Source organism: Halegenticoccus soli (assembly GCF_002844195.1).
Classification (GTDB): domain Archaea; phylum Halobacteriota; class Halobacteria; order Halobacteriales; family Haloferacaceae; genus Halegenticoccus; species Halegenticoccus soli.
In genome coordinates this window covers 839,234-860,189 of sequence record NZ_PEND01000001.1, presented here as the reverse complement: position 1 = coordinate 860,189, position 20,956 = coordinate 839,234, and the positions used below count along the sequence as shown (strand labels likewise).

General features: G+C 70.7%; 20 protein-coding genes. 13 read left to right on the top strand and 7 right to left on the bottom strand.

Features of this window, described 5'->3' with window-relative positions:
• Positions 1 to 130: 130 nt before the first annotated feature.
• The 10 genes from CNO20_RS04425 to CNO20_RS04380 all read left to right on the top strand — a co-directional run bounded on the left by CNO20_RS04425 (position 131) and on the right by CNO20_RS04380 (position 10,515).
• A complete protein-coding gene (locus CNO20_RS04425) occupies positions 131 to 1,522 on the top strand; it encodes an NAD(P)/FAD-dependent oxidoreductase (RefSeq protein ID WP_101294829.1) in 1,392 nt (463 codons plus the stop codon).
• 179 nt (positions 1,523 to 1,701) lie between these two features.
• Positions 1,702 to 2,694 carry a 2-phospho-L-lactate transferase gene (cofD, locus tag CNO20_RS04420; protein WP_101294827.1) on the top strand — a complete coding sequence of 331 codons (993 nt, stop codon included), beginning with the start codon at positions 1,702 to 1,704 and terminating at the stop codon, positions 2,692 to 2,694.
• 2 nt (positions 2,695 to 2,696) lie between these two features.
• On the top strand, positions 2,697 to 3,485 hold the full coding sequence (locus CNO20_RS04415; RefSeq protein ID WP_101294825.1) for a tRNA-dihydrouridine synthase: 789 nt from the start codon (positions 2,697 to 2,699) through the stop codon (positions 3,483 to 3,485).
• Positions 3,482 to 4,369 (top strand): triphosphoribosyl-dephospho-CoA synthase, encoded by an 888-nt coding sequence (locus CNO20_RS04410; RefSeq protein ID WP_233203902.1) that lies wholly within the window; start codon positions 3,482 to 3,484, stop codon positions 4,367 to 4,369. The genes CNO20_RS04415 and CNO20_RS04410 overlap by 4 nt, the downstream gene beginning before the upstream one ends.
• Positions 4,366 to 4,995 carry a DUF447 domain-containing protein gene (locus tag CNO20_RS04405; protein ID WP_101294823.1) on the top strand — a complete coding sequence of 210 codons (630 nt, stop codon included), beginning with the start codon at positions 4,366 to 4,368 and terminating at the stop codon, positions 4,993 to 4,995. Before CNO20_RS04410 ends, CNO20_RS04405 begins: the two co-directional genes overlap by 4 nt.
• Before the next feature lie 176 nt (positions 4,996 to 5,171).
• The gene (locus CNO20_RS04400; RefSeq protein ID WP_101294822.1) at positions 5,172 to 5,366 is read left to right on the top strand and encodes a 30S ribosomal protein S17e; all 195 of its coding nucleotides are present in this window, start codon (positions 5,172 to 5,174) and stop codon (positions 5,364 to 5,366) included.
• A gap of 207 nt (positions 5,367 to 5,573) precedes the next feature.
• Positions 5,574 to 7,118 (top strand): acyl-CoA carboxylase subunit beta, encoded by a 1,545-nt coding sequence (locus CNO20_RS04395; RefSeq protein WP_101294820.1) that lies wholly within the window; start codon positions 5,574 to 5,576, stop codon positions 7,116 to 7,118.
• Positions 7,099 to 7,389, top strand: a complete 291-nt coding sequence (locus tag CNO20_RS04390) for a DUF8022 family protein (RefSeq protein WP_101294818.1) — start codon at positions 7,099 to 7,101, stop codon at positions 7,387 to 7,389. Before CNO20_RS04395 ends, CNO20_RS04390 begins: the two co-directional genes overlap by 20 nt.
• A 187-nt stretch (positions 7,390 to 7,576) precedes the next feature.
• Positions 7,577 to 9,373 carry a propionyl-CoA carboxylase biotin carboxylase/biotin-carboxyl carrier subunit gene (pccA, locus tag CNO20_RS04385; protein WP_101294817.1) on the top strand — a complete coding sequence of 599 codons (1,797 nt, stop codon included), beginning with the start codon at positions 7,577 to 7,579 and terminating at the stop codon, positions 9,371 to 9,373.
• 149 nt (positions 9,374 to 9,522) lie between these two features.
• Positions 9,523 to 10,515, top strand: coding sequence for a biotin--[acetyl-CoA-carboxylase] ligase (locus CNO20_RS04380; protein ID WP_101294815.1), 993 nt, complete (start codon positions 9,523 to 9,525; stop codon positions 10,513 to 10,515).
• Positions 10,516 to 10,543: 28 nt separating this feature from the next.
• Here CNO20_RS04380 and CNO20_RS04375 read toward each other — a convergent pair whose 3' ends face one another.
• The 5 genes from CNO20_RS04375 to CNO20_RS04350 form a co-directional block, all read right to left on the bottom strand.
• Positions 10,544 to 11,005 carry a universal stress protein gene (locus tag CNO20_RS04375; protein ID WP_101294813.1) on the bottom strand — a complete coding sequence of 154 codons (462 nt, stop codon included), beginning with the start codon at positions 11,003 to 11,005 and terminating at the stop codon, positions 10,544 to 10,546.
• A gap of 109 nt (positions 11,006 to 11,114) precedes the next feature.
• Positions 11,115 to 12,128 (bottom strand): amidohydrolase family protein, encoded by a 1,014-nt coding sequence (locus tag CNO20_RS04370; RefSeq protein WP_101294812.1) that lies wholly within the window; start codon positions 12,126 to 12,128, stop codon positions 11,115 to 11,117.
• 174 nt (positions 12,129 to 12,302) lie between these two features.
• Positions 12,303 to 13,526: an HD domain-containing protein gene (locus CNO20_RS04360; RefSeq protein ID WP_101294808.1), complete on the bottom strand. Its 1,224-nt coding sequence runs from the start codon at positions 13,524 to 13,526 to the stop codon at positions 12,303 to 12,305.
• A 148-nt stretch (positions 13,527 to 13,674) separates the two neighbouring features.
• Positions 13,675 to 15,096, bottom strand: a complete 1,422-nt coding sequence (locus tag CNO20_RS04355; protein ID WP_101294806.1) for a sodium-dependent transporter — start codon at positions 15,094 to 15,096, stop codon at positions 13,675 to 13,677.
• Positions 15,097 to 15,226: 130 nt separating this feature from the next.
• Positions 15,227 to 16,591, bottom strand: a complete 1,365-nt coding sequence (locus tag CNO20_RS04350; protein ID WP_101294804.1) for a sodium-dependent transporter — start codon at positions 16,589 to 16,591, stop codon at positions 15,227 to 15,229.
• Positions 16,592 to 16,835: 244 nt separating this feature from the next.
• Between CNO20_RS04350 and CNO20_RS04345 the strand changes: the two genes are divergently transcribed.
• Entirely contained in the window at positions 16,836 to 18,164 is a 1,329-nt protein-coding gene (locus CNO20_RS04345) for a sodium-dependent transporter (RefSeq protein WP_101294801.1), read from the top strand.
• Between the two features lie 135 nt (positions 18,165 to 18,299).
• Here the strand turns inward: CNO20_RS04345 and CNO20_RS04340 are convergent, their stop codons facing one another.
• Positions 18,300 to 19,010 carry an SDR family oxidoreductase gene (locus tag CNO20_RS04340; protein WP_101294799.1) on the bottom strand — a complete coding sequence of 237 codons (711 nt, stop codon included), beginning with the start codon at positions 19,008 to 19,010 and terminating at the stop codon, positions 18,300 to 18,302.
• 169 nt (positions 19,011 to 19,179) lie between these two features.
• A complete protein-coding gene (locus tag CNO20_RS04335) occupies positions 19,180 to 20,142 on the bottom strand; it encodes an alcohol dehydrogenase catalytic domain-containing protein (protein WP_101294797.1) in 963 nt (320 codons plus the stop codon).
• Between the two features lie 171 nt (positions 20,143 to 20,313).
• Here CNO20_RS04335 and CNO20_RS04330 point away from each other — a divergent pair, with 171 nt between their 5' ends.
• Both CNO20_RS04330 and CNO20_RS04325 read left to right on the top strand, forming a co-directional pair.
• Complete coding sequence (locus CNO20_RS04330) at positions 20,314 to 20,538, top strand: hypothetical protein (RefSeq protein WP_101294795.1); 225 nt, start codon at positions 20,314 to 20,316, stop codon at positions 20,536 to 20,538.
• Between the two features lie 51 nt (positions 20,539 to 20,589).
• Positions 20,590 to 20,886 (top strand): hypothetical protein, encoded by a 297-nt coding sequence (locus CNO20_RS04325; protein ID WP_101294793.1) that lies wholly within the window; start codon positions 20,590 to 20,592, stop codon positions 20,884 to 20,886.
• Positions 20,887 to 20,956 lie beyond the last annotated feature (70 nt).

The window sequence follows — 20,956 nt, the reverse complement described above, 5'->3', positions numbered from 1 at the left end:
CCCTGATCCGTCCCCAGTCGCGTCGACGCCGTCGATCGCCTCCGCCCGAATTCGTCCTTCAGCGGACGACAGTCGTTCGTTTTGAGCGGCTTTCGGATCTTTAATACCGGCCCCGAACCGGGTAGAGTGTATGAAGCAGGTAGACGTGGCCATCGTGGGCGGCGGTCCCGCCGGCTCATCCGCGGCGTACGCCGCCGCGTCGGCCGGCGCGGAGGCCGTCGTCCTCGAGAAGGGGGTCCCGCGGGCGGACCGCGAGGGGCTCGGCCCGGACTCGACGGACGCGGCCGGCATCCTCGATTACTGGGTCGACATCATGGGCGTCCACCCGGACGACCTGCCCGACGGGGTCGTCCTGCACGAGCTGGACCGCGCGGAGTTCGTCGGCCCGAGCGAGTCGCTGACGCTCCGGAAGACCGGCATGGAGGCGTCCTACGACGGGTTCGGCTACACGTTCCACCGCGCCCGCTTCGACGACTGGCTCCGCGAGCGCGCCGAGGACGCCGGGGCGGAGTACCGGGTCAGAGCGTCGGTCGCGGGCGTCGACGTCGACCTCGACGCGACCGGCTCCGAGCCGCGGCACGTCGTCCGCCTCAGGGACGGCACGGCGGTCGGCGCGGACGCGCTGATCCTCGCCGACGGGCCGCAGCGGACGGTGACGAACCGGGTTCTCGACGGCTTCCTCCCGGACGGCCAGAAGGCCTCCGAGCGACTGGCGTCCACGCGCGCGAACCACATCGCGTATCAGGAGCACCGGCGGCTGCCGCCGGACGTCTACGAGGAGGTGAGCGGCGCGATCCGATTCTGGTGGGGGTACATGCCGGGTCACACCGCCTACCCGTGGATCTTCCCGAACGACGACGGCGTGGCGCGGATCGGGCTGACGATGCCGATCGGGCTCGACCTCGACGAGGTGGCGGATCGGGACGAGTACAAACTGCTCCGCCCCGACGACGAGCGGATCCCGCCGGGCCGCGAGTACGTCCGCCGCCTGCTCGAACGGGAGTACGGCGACGAGTACGACGTCGAGGCCGACTTCCCGCTCGTCGAGGACCGCGGCAAGTCGAAGGGGACGGAGACGTACCCCATCTCCTCGACCCGCCCAATCGACTCGCCGACGGCGGCCGGCGTCGCCGTCGTCGGCGGCGCGATGGGCGCCACCTCGGCGTTCCACGAGGGCGGCGATCACGTCGCGGTCCGGACGGGCACCATCGCGGGGGAACTCGCCGCCCGCGGCGACCTCTCCGGGTACAACGACGCGTGGAAGGAGGCCATCGGCGACGAGGTGCTCCGGAACGTCGCGATGGCCGACGTGGTGCGTGACTACGGCCCGTCCGACTGGGACTGGGCGTTCAGAACCGCCCGCGACCTGATGGTCGAGGGAGAGGGGATCAAGCTGTTCGAGACGAGCAAGGTCAAAGCCGGCATGAGCGCGATGCGGCTGGTCGGCGCGTACAAGCGCCGGCGGTACAAGTTCCGGAAGGGGCGGTACGTGCAGCTGCGGGAATCCGAGTACGTCTACTAGCGACCGGCCGAAGTCTACCGAGCGGCCCGCCGGAGCGGAGCCGCCGCGCGAGGAACCGTGTGACGGCGACGGTGACGCCGAGCGACTGGCGGCGACGGCGACGGTGGTAAACGGACGGTCGGCGCGACGGCGTCGGCACAAAGGCAGGATACAAATCGTCGCCCGTCCAACGCCGGTGCATGGTCACGTTTCTCGCCGGGGGGACCGGCACCCCGAAGCTCCTCGACGGGGCGACCGAGGTGTTCGACCCCGCCTCCGTCGCCGTCGTCGGCAACACCGGCGACGACGTCGAGCTCGGCGGGCTGCTGGTCTGTCCGGACCTCGACACGGTGCTCTTTCACGGCGGCGGCGTCCTCGACCGCGAGACGTGGTGGGGGATCGACGGCGACACCCGCGAGACGAATGCGGAGCTGCTCCGCCTCGCCGACGCGGCGGGACTCGAACGCGGACCCAGGTACCTCCCCGCGGAGGCACAGACGAGCGGCCGCGACATCGCCCGCTGGCGGCGGTTCTCCGGCGTCGCGGAGTTCATGACGATCGGCGACCGCGACCGCGCGGTCCACGTCACCCGGACGAGCCTCCTCGACGAGGGGCGTACGCTCACCGAGGTCACCCGGACGCTCGCCGACGCATTCGGGCTCGAAATCGACCTGCTGCCGATGAGCGACGACCCCGTGGCGACGATCGTCCGCACGGACGAGGGCGAGATGCACTTCCAGGAGTACTGGGTCGCGCGGCGGGCCGGTCCGGCAGTGGAGGGCGTGGAGTTCAGCGGGGCCGACTCGGCCGACCCGACGCCGGAGACGCTCGCCGCCCTCGACGATCCGGTCGTCGTCGGCCCGTCGAACCCCGTCACCAGCATCGGACCGATGCTCGCCGTTCCGGGCATCCGGGAGGCGCTCGACGCGACGCCCGTGATCGCCGTCTCGCCGTTCGTCGAGGACCGCGTCTTCTCCGGCCCCGCCGCGGAGCTCATGCGCGGCGTCGGCTACGAGGCGAGCACCGCGGGCGTCGCGGAGGCGTACCCCTTCGCCGACGCGTTCGTGCTCGACGAGGCGGACGGCACCGATCTCGACCGGCCCGTCGTCCGGACGGACACCCGGATGAACGACCCCGACGACGCGCGCCGCGTCGCCCGCGCGGTCGACGAGGCGCTCCGGGAGGTCGCCTAGCCGTGTTCGAGCCGCGCGTCGCGCTCGCGAGCCTGAGCGGGGAGGCCGACGCCGCCTGGGCGCTGAACGCGGCGAACTACGCGGGGATCGCCTTCCTCGGCGGGATCGCGCTTGACGGGGAGTCCCGCGCGGCCGCCGCCGCGATGGTCGCGGACCGCGACCGGACGGAGTTCCTCCCCGACGACCCGTTCGCGTTTCTGGACCGGGAGCTGTCGAAGCTGGACGGCGCGCCCCTGCGGGCCGGCTTCAACGTCCGCAGCGCGACGGTCGACCCGATCCGACGGGCGGCCCGGATCTGCGCCGACCGCGACGCCGTCCTGGAGATCAACGCCCACTGCCGCCAGGCGGAGCTGTGCGCCGCCGGCTGCGGCGAGGCGCTCCTGCGCGACGCGGATCGCCTGTGCCAGTACGTCTCGGCGGCCGCCGACGCGGGCGCGACGGTGAGCGTGAAGGTCCGCGCGGAGGTCCCCGGGGTCTCCCTCCCGGCGACGGCTCGGGCCGTCGCCGGGGCCGGCGCGGCGGCGATTCACGTCGACGCGATGGACTCGGAGGCGGTCGTCGCAGACGTGGTCGACGCCGCCTCGGAGACGGATCTGTTCGTGATCGCCAACAACGGCGTCCGCGACCGCGCGACCGTCCGCGAGTACCTCGACCACGGCGCGGACGCGGTGAGCGTCGGGCGGCCGAGCGACGACCGGGCGGTGCTCCGCCGCGTCCGGGCGGCCGCCGACGAGTGGTTCGACGGGAGACCCGAGGCCGAGACGAGGGCGGGATCGGAGGCGACGAGATGACGGACGACGACGCGATGACGGACGACGGCGCCGATCGGAACGAGGCGCCGTTTTCGCCCGCCGAACACGCCGAGCTCGCCCTCCTGCTCGAAGTCGCGGGCACGCCCAAGCCGGGGAACGTCGACCGTCGCCGCGACTTCGCCGACCTCCGGTTCGAACACTTCCTCGCGGGCGCGGTGGGCGCGCGGCGGGGACTCGACCTCGCCGCCGACGGCGCGCCCGTCGGCGAGGCGTTCGAGCGCGCCGTCGCGGGCATGGCCGAACGCCAGCGCGGCGGCAACACCCAGTTCGGTTGCCTCCTGCTCCTCGTACCGCTCGTCCGGGCGGCGGACGAGGGGAATCTCACGCCCGAGGGGGCCGCCGACGTCGCCGAGTCGACGACCGTCGAGGACGCCGTCGGCTTCTACCGGGCGTTCGAGCACGCGAACGTGACCGTCGGCGACCCGCCGGAGGGCGCGGACGACCTGGACGTGCGCCGGGGCGGGGAGGCGATCCCGGCGCTCCGGAAGCGCGAACTGACGCTGTACGGCGTGATGGAACTGAGCGCCGACCGCGACGGGAACGCCCGCGAGTGGATCGGCGGGTTCCGACGAACGTTCGGCGCCGCGGAGGCGATCCTCGCGGACGACGGGCCGGTTCTCGACCGGGCGGCCCGCGCGTTCCTCACCCTCCTCGCCGAGGAGCCGGACACGCTCGTCGCGACCCAGCACGGCGACGCCGTCGCCGAGGCGGTCAGCCGGCGGGCCGCGGAGGCGCGGGGCGACCCCGACGCGGTCGCGGCGCTCGCGGACGACCTCGTCGCCGACGGTCACAACCCCGGAACGACCGCGGACGTCACCGCCGCCGCGCTCTTCGTCGCGCTCGAACGGGGGGTCCCGGTGTGAGCGGGGACGACGGTGACGATCCCGGAGCGTCCGGCCGGGAGTGGCCGGTCGACCTCCGCGGCGTCACCGAGTCGATCGCCGCGACGCTCGGACCGAACGGGCTGTGGAACGCGGCCGCGCTCGGACTTCGCGCCCCCGATTCCGAGGGGGAACCGGTCACCGCGACGACGTGGGGCGACACGCGGACCCGGCGGAACTTCCGACGCCGGGGCGGGGGCGTCGTCCAGTTCACGTCGGACCCCCGGGAGTTCGTCGACGCGGCGCTGACGATCCGCGAGGAGGACGACCCCGTGCTGCCGGGGGCGGACGCGTGGGTCGAAGTGCGGGCGGAGCGCGTCGACTCGGGCGAGTCGGACGGCACGCGCTGGGAGCGGTGGGCGCTCGCGCCCGTCGACAGCGCGGTACTGCGCGAGCGGGTGCCGACGATCAACCGCGGCTTTTGCGCCGTCGTCGACGCCACCGTGGCCGCCTCGCGGCTCGACGTCGCGGCGTACGACACCGCGGCGCTGCTCGATCGGCTGACGTACTTCGAGGAGACGGTTCGAACGTGCGGCGGCCCCGCCGAGGTCGAGGCGTTCGAACGGCTGAGCGAGGTCACCGACTGGCGGAGCCTGCGCGGGCGGTGATCGGCGGCCGGTGAGGTGCGCGGCGAACGACGACCGCCGGATCGCGGCTCGGCCGACGGGCGGCGGGGCGGGCGTTGCGTGAACGCCGAACACCGCGGCGCGACCCGCGAAACCGCGGCGCTCGGCGCGGGACGCGGAACGAATCGTTTTAGTGGCTCTCCGGGAAACCCTTGGACATGGCGATCAAACCGAAGTACGTGAAGCAGCTGGGGAACCTGCTGCTGGAGCGGTACCCGCAGGCGTTCAACTCCGACTTCGAGACGAACAAGGAGAACGTCGCGAAGCTGACCAATGTCGAGTCGAAGGAAGTCCGCAACCGCATCGCCGGCTACGTCACGCGCAAGAAGGCCGGCGCGCAGGCCGAAGCGTAGTTCTGCGACGCGTCTCCGAGAGCAGTTCTCCCCGCCCGTGAGCCGAAGCGCCGCCGGGCCGGAAAATCGGCTCGTTCGCGCCCGACCCGTTCTCGCCGGCTGAGAACCCGCGCCCGTCCGCGGGTTCCAGTTTGCCGACTTGCGGAACCCTTTTCCGCCCGCGTCCTGCATCTGTCCCCCAATGATCGAAGGTGATCCGGCGTGACGATGGATGATCGGATCGACGAGCTCCGAGACCGGCGCGAGGAGGCTCGGAAGGGCGGCGGCGAAGAGCGGATCGAGTCGCAGCACGACAAGGGGAAGATGACCGCCCGCGAGCGGATCGACTACTTCCTCGACGACGGCACCTTCCGCGAGTTCGATCAGTTCCGCACGCACCGAACCCACAAGTTCGGCATGGAGGAGAAACAGCTGTACGGCGACGGCGTCGTCACCGGATACGGCGAGGTGAACGGCCGGACCGTGTTCGTCTTCGCCCACGACTTCACCGTCTTCGGCGGGTCGCTCGGCGAGGTGTTCGCCGAGAAGGTCTGCAAGGTGATGGACAAGGCGATGGAGGTCGGCGCGCCGGTCGTCGGGCTCAACGACTCGGCCGGGGCCCGCATCCAGGAGGGCGTCTCGTCGCTCGGCGGGTTCGGCGAGATCTTCCGCCGAAACACGGAGGCGAGCGGCGTCGTGCCGCAGATCTCGGCCATCATGGGGCCGTGCGCCGGCGGGGCGGTCTACTCGCCCGGCATCACCGACTTCGTCTTCATGGTGAAGGACACGAGCCACATGTTCATCACCGGCCCCGACGTGATCAAGACGGTCACGGGCGAGGAGGTCTCCTTCGAGGAGCTGGGCGGCGCGGTGGCCCACAGTTCGACGAGCGGCGTCGCGCACTTCGCAGTCGACTCCGAGGAGGAGGCGCTCGACAAGATCGCCCTCCTGCTGTCGTACCTGCCCCAGAACAACGTCGAGGATCCGCCGCGGGTGGACCCGTGGGACGACCCCGAGCGCGCCGACGAGGAGCTCAACACGGTCGTCCCGGACCAGCCGCGGAAACCGTACGACATGACGACCGTCGTCGGGCACATCGTCGACGAGGGCTCGTTCTTCGAGGTCCACGGCGACTTCGCGCAGAACATCGTCGTGGGCTTCGCCCGGCTCGACGGGCACTCGGTCGGCGTCGTCGCCAACCAGCCCCGGGTCAACGCCGGCACGCTCGACATCGAGGCGAGCGAGAAGGGCGCGCGGTTCGTCCGCTTCTGCGACGCGTTCAACGTTCCGATCCTGACGCTCGTCGACGTCCCCGGCTTCCTCCCCGGAACCGACCAGGAGCACGGCGGGATCATCCGCCACGGCGCGAAGCTCCTGTACGCCTACTCGGAGGCGACCGTGCCCCTGCTGACGGTCATCACGCGGAAGGCCTACGGCGGCGCGTACGACGTGATGGCTTCGAAGCATCTCGGCGCGGACGTGAACTACGCGTGGCCGACCGCCGAGATCGCCGTGATGGGCCCGCAGGGCGCGGTGAACATCCTCTACCGGAAGGAGCTGAAGGAGGCGGACGACCCCGACGCGCGCCGCCAGGAGCTCATCGACGAGTACCGCGAGGAGTTCGCCAACCCGTACACCGCGGCCGACCGCGGCTTCCTCGACGACGTGATCGAACCGCCGGAGACCCGCGCCCGGCTCATCGACGATCTCCACGTGTTCAAGAGCAAGCGCAAGTCGTACCCGGACAAGAAACATGGCAACCTTCCGATCTGAGGTGCCGGACGTCGACGCGCTGCTCGACGGGCTCGACCTCCCGACGGACGCCGACTCGGAGGAGGCCGCGGCCATCGTCGCCGCGATCGGCGCGCACCTGCGGGACCAAGAACTCGCCGCGGCCGCGGCCGCCGGCGGAGAGGACTCCTGGGACGGCGAGAAGTGGACCTTCGCCGGACGGATCCGGCAGTTACAGGCGCGGACGGTCCGCGTTCCCGACGGCGCGCCGACGGACGCGTGGGCGGCCGCGGGCCGGACGGACAGGTTCTGAGCCGTGCGCCCGCTCGTTCCCGCCTCGATCCAGCGCCGCGGCCGGAACCGCCGCCGCCCGCGGCGGGCCGGAACGGACCGACAGAGTGAGGTAGCTCGTCCGAAAATGAGACGCCACGCAACGTTCAGTAAAAACCGTACTAAATACCAGAAAGGTCTGATGACATCTCTAATTCGGAGGGAAAACGATGTTCAGTAAGGTTCTCGTCGCGAACAGAGGGGAAATCGCCGTTCGAGTGATGCGCGCCTGCGAGGAGCTCGGCGTGCGAACCGTCGCCGTCTACAGCGAGGCGGACAAGCACGCCGGGCACGTCCGCTACGCGGACGAGGCGTACAACATCGGCCCGGCGCGGGCGGCCGACTCGTACCTCGACCACGAGGCCGTCCTCGACGCCGCCCGGAAGGCCGACGCGGACGCCATCCACCCCGGCTACGGCTTCCTCGCGGAGAACGCCGAGTTCGCCCGCAAGGTCGAAGAGAGCAGCGTGAAGTGGATCGGCCCGTCGGCGGACGCGATGGAGCGCCTCGGCGAGAAGACGAAGGCGCGCGCGCTGATGCAGCGCGCGGACGTGCCGGTCGTCCCCGGCACCACGGAGCCGGTCGAGAGCGCCGAGGAGGTCAAAGAGATCGCCGACGAGTACGGCTACCCCGTCGCGATCAAAGCGGAGGGCGGCGGCGGCGGCCGCGGGCTGAAGGTCGTCCGGAGCGAGGACGAGGTCGAAGAGCAGCTCGAAACCGCCCAGCGCGAGGGCGAGGCGTACTTCGGAAACGCCTCCGTCTACGTCGAGAAGTACCTCGAAGCGCCGCGGCACATCGAGGTGCAGATCCTCGCCGACGAGCACGGCAACGTGCGCCACCTCGGCGAGCGCGACTGCTCGCTGCAGCGCCGCCACCAGAAGGTGATCGAGGAGGCGCCGAGCCCGGCGCTCGACGCGGATCTCAGAGAGGAGATCGGGGAGGCGGCCCGCCGGGGCGTCAAGGAGGCCGGCTACACGAACGCCGGCACCGTGGAGTTCCTCGTCGAAGACGGGAACTTCTACTTCATGGAGGTGAACACCCGGATCCAGGTCGAACACACCGTCACGGAGGAGGTGACGGGCCTCGACATCGTGAAGTGGCAGCTCCGGGTCGCCGCGGGCGAGGAACTCGACTTCGAGCAGGACGACGTCGAGATCGAGGGCCACGCGATGGAGTTCCGGATCAACGCCGAGAACGCCGCGAACGACTTCGCGCCCGCGACCGGAACGCTCGAAACGTACGACCCCGCGGGCGGCATCGGCGTCAGGATCGACGACGCGGTCCGCCAGGGCGACGAGATCGGCGGCGACTACGACTCGATGATCGCGAAGCTCATCGTCGCCGCGTCGGACCGCGAGGAGTGTCTCGCCCGCTCGGAGCGCGCGCTCGCCGAGTTCGAGATCGAGGGCTTCCACACGATCGTCCCGTTCCACCGGCTGATGCTCACGGACGAGACGTTCCGCGCCGGCGAGCACACGACGAAGTACCTGGACGAGGAACTCGACCCCGAGCGGATCGAGCGGGCGGTCGAAAAGTGGGGCACCGTCGGCACGGCGGCGTCCGAGGAGGACGGCGAGGTCACGGAGCGCGAGTTCACCGTCGAGGTCAACGGCAAGCGCTTCGAGGTGAGCCTCGAAGAGCGGGGCGCGCCCGCGATCCCGGCCGCTGGCGGTAGCGGAAACTCCCAGCGGGCGAGTAGGCCCCCGCAGGCGACGGCGGACGACGGCGGCGAGGAGGTCGTCGTCGAGGGCGACGGCGAGACCGTCACCGCCGAGATGCAGGGGACGATCCTCTCGGTGGAGGTCGACGAGGGCGACGAGATCGCCGCGGGCGACGTGCTCTGCGTGCTGGAGGCGATGAAGATGGAGAACGACGTCGTCTCCGAGCGCGGCGGGACGGTGACGCAGGTGCTCGTCTCCGAGGGCGAGAGCGTCGACATGGGCGACCCTCTCGTCGTGCTGGAGTAGCCGCTCGGGCGCGCGCGAACCTCGCTGTCCCAGCGGGCGAGCAGGCCCTAGACGGCGGCGGTTCGACCGACGGAGGGCCCCGCACCGACGGCTTCGAACCGCCGATCGGGGTCGGATCGTTCTTATCCCACCTTCACCTACGGACCCGCATGACCGACACGCGACGCGCGCTCCTCGACGCGCTCGCCTCCGGCCCGGTCTCGGGTCCCGAGCTCGCCGACCGCCTCGGCGTCTCGCGGGCGGCCGTCTGGAAGCAGGTCGAGGCGCTCCGCGGGGAGGGGTTCGAGATCGAGAGCGCGGACTCGGGGTACGAGGTCGTCGCCGTCCCCGAGTACGGCGGCGGCGCGATCGAGTTCGGCCTCGAAGCGCCCTTCGCCGTCGAGTACCACGACCGGATCGGAAGCACGAACGACCGCGCGCGGGAGCTGGCGGCCGACGGGGCGGAGAACGTCGCCGTCGTCGCCGACGAGCAGACGGGGAGCCGCGGGCGGCTCAACCGACCCTGGACCTCGCCGCCCGGCGGCGTCTGGCTGTCCCTCGCGCTGCGGCCGACGCGACCCCCCGCGCACGTCCCCGCGTTCACCCTCGCGGCGGCCGCGGCAACGACCCGCGCGGCGCGCGAGGCCGGCGTCGACGCGCGGATCAAGTGGCCGAACGACGTCCTCGTGAGCGAAGCGAACGAGGGCACGTCGGAGAGAAAATCCGGCGACGCGTCGACCGTCGGCGAGCGCGACCGCGGCGGGAAGAAGCTCGCGGGGATCCTCACCGAGATGGAGGGCGAGTCGGATCGCGTCTCGTGGCTCGTCGTCGGCATCGGCGTGAACGCGAACGTGGAGGCGGCCGACCTCCCGGCGGGGGCGACGAGCCTCCTCGCCGAGCGGGGCGAGCCGGTGGACCGCCGGGCGTTCGTCCAGCGGCTGCTGGAGGAGTTCCACCGCCTCCGCGGGCGGCCGGAGGAGGTGCTCCCGGCGTGGCGCGAGTACGCCGCGACGCTCGGTCGGCGGGTGCGCGTCGAGACGCCCGACGGCCCGGTCGAGGGCGAGGCCGTCGACGTGGAGTTCCCCGGCGCGCTCGTCGTGCGGACCGACGCCGGCGACGTGACGATCTACGCGGGCGACTGCGAACACCTCCGTCCGGTCTGAACCGTCGTCGGCGCGGCTCGGCGACCCGTCACTCGGACCGCGCCGCCGTCTCCGCGCCGACGTGGACGGTCATCACGGGGATCTTCGAGCCGCGGACGACCTTCTCCGCGACGCTCCCGAGGAGGAGCCGGTCGATGCCGCCCCGGCCGTGCGTCCCCATCACGACGAGGTCGCACTCCCGGCGCTCCGCGTACCGGACGATCTCCCTGCTCGGCGATCCCTCGGCGATGGCCGTCTCGACCGGCACGTTCCGCTCGGACGCGAGCGCCTCCATCCGGTCGATCGCCTTCTCGGCGTCGCGCCGCAGCATCTCGTCGATCCCCTCCCACGACGACTCCATCGGCAGCCCCGCGAAGCTCCCGGTGTTTATCACGTACAGCGCGTGGACGGTCGCTCCGTGGACGGCCGCGAGGTCGATCGCGTGCGAGACGGCGCGCTCTCCCTCCTCCGAGCCGTCGGTCGGGACGAGGATCCGATCGTACAACCCCATGCGTATCTATGGCACGGTAGCCGGCGGCGGCTAATAACTCTTCGCGCGAAATCGACCGACCCGCGATCCGGCGCGGGGCGCGGCGAGCGGCGCGGCCGTCGCTGACCCCTCAGAGGACGACCCGCTTCACGTCCGCGTGTCCGGCCCGCCGGACGACGGCGCGGACGGGGTCCCGCGCGCCGCAGAGGTTGTCCGAGTCCCCGTCGAGCACGAGCAGCTTCGCGTCGCGGCCGGGAGCCACGAGCCCGCAGTTCAGGCCGGCGATCTCCGCCCCGTTGACGGTCGCCATCCGGAGCACCTCCGCGGCGGAAACGTCCGCGAGCTTCGCCGCGAACTCCATCTCCCGGAACATCGACGGGCTGTTGAGCATGACGTTGTCCGTCCCGAGCGCGACGGTGGTCCGGTCGACCAGTTCGCGGATCGGCGGGAAGCCGACGCCGGTGACGAGGTTCGAACGCGGACAGACGACGACCGGGAGGGCGCTGTCTTCGAGGCGTTCGAGGTGCAGCTCCTCCGGGTGGACCATGTGGACGAGGAAGTCCGGGTCGAGATCGAGCGCCGGGTTGATGTCGGTCGCGTCGCGCTCGCCGGCGTGGATGCCGAACAGCTTACCGGCCCCGCGGGTGGCGTTTCGGACCTGATCGAAGTCCCCGTCGCGCGCGCCGCTCGCGCCGAAGCCGTCGGCCTCGCGCATCGCCGCCGCCGACTCCCGCCCGAGCACGACGCCCTCGACGTCGAGACCGCCCATCGCCTGCTGGATCGCGTCGACGCCCTCGACGCCGCCCTCGCGGAACTCGACGAACGCGGCGGTGCCGCCCGACTCCATGAACCGGAGCGACCGGCGCATCGCCGCCACTTTCTCGCCCGCGTCCGCCGCCCGGAGGAGGCGGTGTTTCAGCCCGTCCGGCGGCGCGACGAGTTCGTCGAGGCTCAGTCCCGCGCCGGCCTCCTTGGCGATGGAGTCGCCGATGTGCGTGTGCGCGTTCACGAACGCCGGGAGGACGACGTCGGTCGAGTCCGTCGCCGTCTCCTCGATCTCCCGGATCGTCCCGTCCCGTACGACCACCCGACCCTCCACCGGCTCGAACTCCTCGCCGACGAGGATCGTCCCCTCGATCTTCATCGTCTGGGTTCTGACGGGCCGGGTGCTTGAAGCTCTCGGACGACGGCGGAGCGGGTCGGCCGGACCGGTCCGTTCACGCCGTCGGCCCGATCGACCCGGTCGGCGTGGCCGGTCCGATCAGTCCGGTCGACCGGTCGATCGATCTGGTCGGCGTGGTCGGTCGCGCCGCGACGGTCAGTCGAACTCGTCGAGGGTGGTCCGCAGCCCCCGCCGGACGTCGCTGACGAGCGCGCCCTCGATGTCGAGCCCCATGGACTCGACCGCCTCGCGGCCGACGCGTTCTGCGACGTCTCGTGGAGCGTAGACGCCGAGCCGCCACTGGTTGCGCTGGGCGGTCCGGAGCGCGCTCACGAGCGGCGACTGGCGGTCGAGCTGACGGATGTCGCCGTTGACGACGACCCGCGAGGACGACTCCGTGATCGACGGTTTCGGGGGCACGTCGACGATCACCTCGCTCGGCTCGACCCCGACGCGCGCCGCCACCTCTTCTTCGAACTCCACGATCTCCCGGTGCGGGGCCTCCAGCACGCTCTCCGGAACGTCGGACAGCTCCGCCCACACTCCCCGCTTGTACAGGTTCCGGTTGCCGAGGCGCTCTGCGAACTCGCGCGTCGCGGGCGTCGTCCGGAGGGCGACCAGGAGGTCGTGGTCGTCCATCCGCCGGAGCTCCTCGGCGGTGACGTCCGACCCGTCGAGCAGCCCCTCGGAGGCGCGGCGGAGCATCGCCTTGCTGATCCGGGCCACGTGGTGCTGGTAGACGGTCGGGTTCATCAACGCGCGCGCGAGGAGCAGACTCTCGGCCGTCTGGACGTTCCCCTCCGCGAGAACAAGCTCGCCGTCGACGAACGTCAGCTCGCGCACGAGCCGCTCGTGGTCGATGGTTCCGTACGGAACGCCGGTGTGGTGGGCGTCGCGCACGAGGTAGTCCATCCGGTCCACGTCGAGTTCGCCCGAGACGAGCTGGCCGTACTTGCCCTCGCCAGCGACGAGGCCGGCGACGTACTTCGGGTCGAGGTCGTGTTCGCGCAGCACGGCGCCGACGGCCCCGGCCGCCAGAAGCTCCTCGACGTCGTCGTGGTACTTGCCCGTGTGGCGGTGGGTGAGCGACTCGATGTTGTGGCTGAAGGGGCCGTGACCCACGTCGTGGAGGAGGGCCGCGGCGCAGATTCGCTCCGCCTGTCTCCCCTCGACGCCGAGGTGGGAGAGCGCGCGATCCGCGAGGTGGTAGACGCCGAGGCTGTGTTCGAACCGCGTGTGGTTGGCGGAGGGGTAAACGAGCTGAACCGTGCCCAGCTGTTTGATGTGCCGGAGGCGCTGCATCTCGGGCGTGTCCAAGAGCGCCTCGGCGACGCCCTTGACCTCGATGTGGTCGTGGACGCTGTCTTTGATCGTGATCACTGGTCGGAAGTTCGACCCGATCGGATAAAAACCGTCGCCCGCGGGGGCGAGCCGCCGGGTCGGCGGCTACTGGCGGCAGACTGGCGGCAGGCTGACGGCTCCCGGCGACGGGTCGGCGGCGACCGGAAGTCGCGTCCTCGCCGCGCCGTCAGACCACCGATTTCTGCCCGCGGAGCCCGGCGAACGTCGCGACGCCGACGACGACCGCGAGGGCGACCGTCGGCCAGAAGCCGACGGCGGCTCTGAGGCCGAAGCCGGTCAGGAGCGTGAACACGAGAAACAGCGGGATGGCGACGCCGGCGGCGAACAGCCACGGGGTGGCGAACCGCCGGGCCAGCGGGCCGGCCCCCGTTTCGAACTCCGCGAGCGCGTCGCGGCCGAGCACCCAGCCGACGAACAGGAGGAACGCCGCGAGCCCCGCGGTGAGCAGCAGATCGACGAGCGTCCCAGCGACGAACCCGAACACGGCGGGCGCGAGCCCGTTGACGGCCCCGGTGACGGCGATGAGTCCGAACAGGGCCGCGGTCGCGCGGCGGCGCGTGAGGTCGTACTCGTCGACGAGCACGGCGACGGGGATCTCGAGCATGCTGATCGAGCTCGACAGCGCGGCGAGCGTGACGACGCCGAAGAAGGCGGCCGCGATGAGCGACCCGGCCGGGAGCTGTGCGAACGCGCCGGCGAGGCCGACGAAGAGCGCCCCCTCGCCCGTGCCGGTGCTGGCGGGGTCGATCCCCTGTGCGAAGAGCAGCGGGAAGACGACCAGCCCCGCGAGGACGCCGACGAACGTGTTGAGCACGGCGATGGTCGTCGCGTCCATCGGGAGCGACTGGTCCTCGCCGAGGTAGGACGCGTAGGTGATCATCGTCCCGGCGCCGACGGAGAGGGTGAAGAGCGCCTGACCGGCGGCGGGGCCGAGGATCGAAAAGAAGTTCTCGCGGACCGTGGCGAGGTCGAACCGGAGGTAGAAGGCGTAGCCCGCGGCGGCGTTCGGCCGCGTGGCCGCCCAGACGGCGAGCGCGACGAGCAGGACGACGATCGCGGGCATCATCGCCTTGGTTCCCAGTTCGATGCCGCGCCGGACCCCGGCGACGACGATGCCGGCCGTCAGCGCGAGAAACAGGAGGTGGTACGCGACCGCCTGCGCGCCGAAGGCCGCCCCGTCGAAGTACGGCCCGGGATCGGCGAAGAAGGGCGCGCCCCCGGCGGTTCCGACGGCAGCGACGCTTTCTACGAAGTACCGGAGGATCCACCCGCCGACGACGCTGTAAAACGACAGCAGCGCGACCGCGGTCACGACGCTCAGTCCGCCGACGTACCCCCACGCCCTGGAACCGGAGAGCGATTCGAGCGCCCCGACGGGATTCCGCTTCGCCCGGCGGCCGATGACGAACTCCCCGAGCAGACCGGGAACGCCGATCGCGAGGACGATGAACAGGTACACGACGAGGAACGCGCTGCCGCCGTTTTCGGCCGTTACCCACGGGAACCGCCAGATGTTCCCGAGGCCGACCGCGCTCCCCACGGCGGCGAGGATGAATCCGATCCGGGTCGCCCAGGTTTCTCGTGTCATTGCTATGCGTTGGCTCGGTCCCGCTAAAGTTACTTTCGGGTCGAAAACCTTCAACCGGCAATGATAACGGTTTTCCGACGCTGAGTCGCCGTAATTCGGAGCGGATCCATCGGCGAAAAACCCGATCCGGTTACGATTCGTAACGTATCAGCACGTCGGGGTCGAAGTCGATCGGCGGGACGATACCGCCCTCGAGAAAGAGCGTCTGCAGCCCGAGCGCCAGCGTCCCGAACACGGCGAGGAGGACGACGACGCGGACGGTCCACAGCCACGCGACGGCCGGCGTCTCGGCCCCGCCGGTCCCCTTCCGCACCTCGTCGACCGCGTCCGCGCCGAGCACCCAGCCGACGAACACCAGCACGAGGAGGACGGACAGCGGCAGGTAGAGGTTGTACGTGAGCGCGTCGAACCAGCCGAGCCAGGCGACGTCGAGGGCCGACGGGACGCCGAGCAGGAATATCGCGGCACCGAGGCCGGCCGCGGTCGGCGCGCGCCCGACGTCGTAGTTGTCGATGACGTACGAGACGACGACTTCGAGCAGGCTGATGGCGCTCGACAGCGCCGCGATCAGGACGACGAGGAAGAACGCGACCCCGAGGACCCGACCGGCCGGGAGCTCCGAAAACGCGGTGGCGAGGCTGACGAACACCGCGCCCGGACCGCTCTCGTCGGGCGCGATCCCCTGCGCGAAGAGCAGCGGGAAGACGACGAAGCCGGCCAGGACGCCGACGAACGTGTTGAAGAGGACGATCGTCGCCCCGTCGGCAGCGAGGCTGTCGTCCCCGTCGAGGTACGAGGAGTAGGTGATCATCGCGCCCATCCCGAGCGAGAGCGAGAAGAACGCCTGCCCGACCGCGAAGGGGACGATCTCGTCGATGTCGGACGCGAGTTCGCCGAAGTTCGGCGAGAGGTAGTACGTGTACCCCGCGCCCGCGCCGGGGATCGTGACCGCCCAGAGCGCGAGCGCGAGCAGGATGACGACGATGCTCGGGACCATCAGCCTGGTCGCCTTCTCGATGCCGTCTTCGACGCCGAGCGCGACGATCCCGGCGACGAGCACCATGAAAACGGCGTGGAGCGCGAGCGCGTCGAGTCCGGCCGAGATTGCGCCGAAGTAGGCGGCGGGGTCGGCGAAGTACGCCCCGGTCGCGCTGCCGGCCACGTACCGGAGGACCCATCCCCCGACGACGCTGTAGTACGACAGGATCCAGAAGCCGGTGAACAGTCCGACGACGCCGACGAAGCGCCACCGGGGGTGACCGAGTCCGCGGAACGCGCCGACGACGTTGAGGTTCGCCCGCCGGCCGACGACGAACTCCGCGAGGATGGCGGGCAACCCGATACACAGGGCGGCGAGGAGGTAGACGACGAGAAACGTCGCCCCGCCGAACTCGGCCGTCTTGAAGGGGAACTGCCAGATGTTCCCGAGCCCGACGGCGCTCCCCACGGCGGCGAGGATGAAGCCGACTCTCGTGGTCCACGTCTCTCTCGTCATCGTCGTTCACTCCCGGCGTCCGGTTAAAATCGGTTTCGAGTCCGCGCGCTCGGTCGCGAACGCTCGTCTCCGGGGGATGAGATGTCGGCTCCCGCTCGTTCCGGCGGGGGGTCGTCGCCCGTGGACGCCGCCGCTTTCTCGGGGCGATCCGCCGTCGAATTATTATATCAGACGCGTTATGGCGTGCACCAAACACGTTTCTAAATCTGAGAGTTTATAACACATGCCACAGAGAGTTGGTATCATGCCTGCACGAGAAACGTGGGCGACGCGAATCGGCTTCATCCTGGCGGCGGTAGGTAGCGCCGTCGGGCTCGGAAACATCTGGCGGTTCCCCTTCCTGACGAGCGACTCGGGCGGGGCGGCGTTCCTCGTCGTCTACCTGCTCTTCGTCGCGTTCATCGGGTTTCCGGTCCTCCTGGTCGAGTTCGTCATCGGCCGGCGGTCCGAGCGGAACCCGGTGAACGCGTTCGAGCGCCTCGGGAAGCCGGCCTGGACGTTCGCGGGGGTGATCGGCGCGCTCGCGGGGTTCGTCATCCTGTCGTACTACAGCGTCGTCGGCGGCTGGGTGCTGCGATACATCATCGCGAGCGCGACCGGGGCGTACTTCGCCGACCCCGCCGCCTACTTCGAGACGGTCGCGACCGGGACGGACGCCGTGGCGTACCACGCCGTCTTCATGGCGCTCGTCGCCGGGGTCGTCGCGGTCGGCATCCGCGACGGGCTCGAACGCGCGGCCAAGGTGATGGTTCCGAGCGTGATCGTCCTGCTCGTGATCCTGGCCGCCTACGGCGCGACGCTCTCCGGCGCGAGCGAGGCATACTCGTACTACCTCGCGCCCGATCTCGGAGAACTGAGCGGTAACCTCCTGTCCATCCTCCCCGCGGCGGCGGGACAGGCGTTCTTCACGCTATCGCTCGGGATGGGCGTGATGATCACTTACTCCTCGTACCTCGGCGAAGACCGGAACCTCGTCTCCGACGGGCTGACGGTCGTCGCCATCGACACGATGGTCGCCTTCCTCGCGGGCCTCGTCGTGTTCCCGTTCCTGTTCACGCAGGGCGTCGATCCGGGCGAAGGCGGCGTCGGCGCGGTGTTCATCAGCCTCGCCACCGCGTTCGCACAGCTTCCCGCGGGACGGATCCTCGGCGTCGTCTTCTTCTTCATGCTCGGGATCGCGGCGCTCACGAGCGCGTTCAGCATCCTCGAAGTGATCGTCTCGTTCCTCATCGACAACTTCGGCGTCGACCGCAAGGTCGGGACGATCGCGATCGCCGCGATCCTGTTCGTCATCGGCATCCCGACGGCGCTCGACCTGAACGTGCTCACCGCCTACGACGCGGTCGCGAACAACATCCTGCTCATCCTGGGCGGGCTGTTGCTCTCGATCTTCGTCGGCTGGGTGTACGCGGAGGGATCCCTCGACGAGTTCGTGCGCGGAGCGGGCAGTTCGGCGTCCCTCTCGACGCCCTGGATCTGGGTCGTTCGGACCCTCGTGATCGCCGTCCTCGCCGTGACGCTGTACCTCGGCACCCAGGACGTGATCACGACCCTGCAGGAGACGGTCCTATAGCCGGCTTACGACCGAGCCGCTTTCCGATTTTTCCGCGGAGCCCGAACGAGCAGCCGTCGATCCGCCCGTCCGCTACCGCGTCGGTCCCGAGTGCGGCCGCCCCCGCACGCCTCCGGACGCCGGACGCGTCCGGCGTCAGGCCTCGCCGTACACCGGCACGGCGGCCCCGCTCGTCACCTCGGCGGCGTCGCTACACAGAAAGAGCATCACGCGACCGATCTCCGCGGGGTCGACCCACGCGTTGTGGTCGGCGTCGGGCATCATCTCGCGGTTGGCCGGCGTGTCGATGACGCTCGGCATCACCGCGTTCGCGCGGACGGTCCCGAGGTTCTCCTCCGCGATGGTCTCGGTCAGGAGGCGCACGCCCGCCTTCGAGGCGCGGTAGGGGCCGTCGCCCTCGCCGCCCTCCAGCGAGGCGCGGGCGGAGACGCTGACGATCGCGCCCCCCGCCTCGCGGAGGTGCGGAAGCGCGTGCTTCGACGCGAGGAACATCGTCTTCAGGTTCACGTCGAAGAGGAGGTCGAAGGTGTCGGCGTCCGTCTCGTCGATCGGGGTCCCGCCGCGCCAGGTGCCCGCGATGTTCAACAGGAAGTCGAGCCGGCCGTGGTCGTCGACGACCTCCGAGACGATCCGCGCCACGTCGTCCTCGTCCGTGAAGTCCCCCCGGTAGAAGTGGATCCCGGAGTCGGGGTCGAGCAGCGCGTCCTCGTCGTCGGGGTCGACGACGTCCGACGCCGCGACGGTCGCGCCCGCGTCGCGGAAGACGGCCGCCGCGGCGCTGCCGAGCGCGCCGCTCGCGCCGGTTACGAGTGCGACCCTGTCGCCGAAGTCGAAGGTGGCAGACATGGGTGACGTATCGTCCGGCAGGCGCATAAAGCCGCCCGCGCCCCGCGGACCGATCCGCCGGCGGCGGACCGCGCGGCGGTTCCGATACGGCCGCTCGATTCGGCTCCCGATCCCGTCCGGTTCGGCTCTCGATACCGGCGTCCGATTCGACTCCCGTCTCGGCGTCCGCTCAGGGTTCGACGACGAGCTTCCCGAGGAAGCTGTCCTCCATCACCGCGCGCTGGGCTTCGCCGGCCTCGTCGAGGCCGTACGTGCGCGCGATCTCGATCTCCAACTCCCCTTCGCCCAGCAGGTAGGCGAGCCTCCGGAGCGGAGCGCTCAGGTCGGGCGTGTTGAACATGCTCATCATCGTGACCCGGAGGTCCTTCGAGCGGGCCGCGGGGGACCGCTCGAAGCCGACTTCGGGGTCGTTCTCGCCGATTCCGACGACCCGCGCGCCGACGTTGGCCACGTCGGCGTCGAACTGGAGGTAGTCGTCGAGGCGGTGGTCGAGGATCACGTCCGCGCCGCCGTCGCCCGCCTCCCGCACCGCGTCAGCGAGGTCGTCGCGGCCGTAGTCGAGCACCGCGTCCGCGCCGAGTTCGCGCAGGCGGTCGTGGTACTCGGGCGCGGCGGTCGCGACGACCCGCGCGCCCGCGGCGGCGGCGATCTGGACCGCGACGTGGCCGACGCCGCCGCTGCCGCCGTGGATAAGGGCCGTCTCGGCGGGTTCGAGGCCGGCGTGGTCGATCAGCGCGCGCCAGGCCGTCACGGCGACGACGCCCGCGCCCCCGGCGGCGACCGGGTCGACGCCCTCGGGGAGCTTCGCGAGCCGGTCCGTCGGGACCGCGGCGTACTCGGCGTACGCGCCGTAGTGCTCCTTGCTCAGGCCGGTGCCGTACACGAGGTCGCCCTCTTCGAACTCCTCGACGTACTCGCTCACCTCGACGACCTCGCCGGCCGCGTCGACGCCCGGGATCATCGGCATCGCGAAGGGTTCGTACGATCCTTCGCGGAAGTACGTGTCCACGGGGTTGACCCCCGCGCCGTCGACTTCGACGACCACGTCGTGGCCCGTCGCCCCCGGCCGGTCGACCTCGTCCACCCGCAGTACCTCCGGACCGCCGTGCTCGTGGAACCGAACTGCACGCATGGTACCGACCGTCACGGGCGCTCTGCGGATAAAACCGACAGATGCGGAAAGCGGAGGAATCGTTCCGATCGTCCGGATCGGCGAACAGCCGACCGGCGCGGACGGCGACTCCCCGACCGCCGCCGTCCGATCGCGCGGGGGCTTATCCCCGCGCGGCGCGTCGTATCGGACATGCCGACCGAAACGCAGCGGCGCTGCCCCGACTGCGGCGTCGCGATGGAGCGCGTCACGCCCGTCACCTCCGTCGACGGGGAGGTGCTCAGGCTCCGGACCGACGAGCCGAAGAAGGGGATCCTCGGGTCGCTCGGGCTGAAGGAGACGGTGCAGCCATACGGGTACGTCTGTCCCGAGTGCGGGCTGGTGCGGTTCTACGTGGACGCGGACGGGGAGTCGTAGCCCCGCGGCGCATCCCGAACGTCTTTCTTCCCGCCCGGCGAGTCCGACGACATGGGCGTAAAGCGGATCGGAATGGCGCTGTTCGGCGTCGGGTTGTTCGTCGGGAGCATCGCGGCCGTGCTGTCCGTCGCGGGGTTCAACGCGGCGAGTACCGCCGCGGCCTGTCCGGGGCCCGAACCGGAGTACTCGATCCTCGGCTTCAGCGCCGAGTTCCTCGGCGTCGTCTACAGCGACGGCTGCAACACGATGGTGACGAACGCCGGCGTCGGCGTCGGCCTCCTCCTCCTCGTCGCCGGCGTGCTGGTCGGCGGTATCGGAATCGCCAGGGACGCGCTGGCCGAGCCCTGAAAATCGGTTACTCCGGTCCGAGTTCCGATTTTCGAGAAGCGGCAAATGTGACAGTCCGTGACCCGGATGA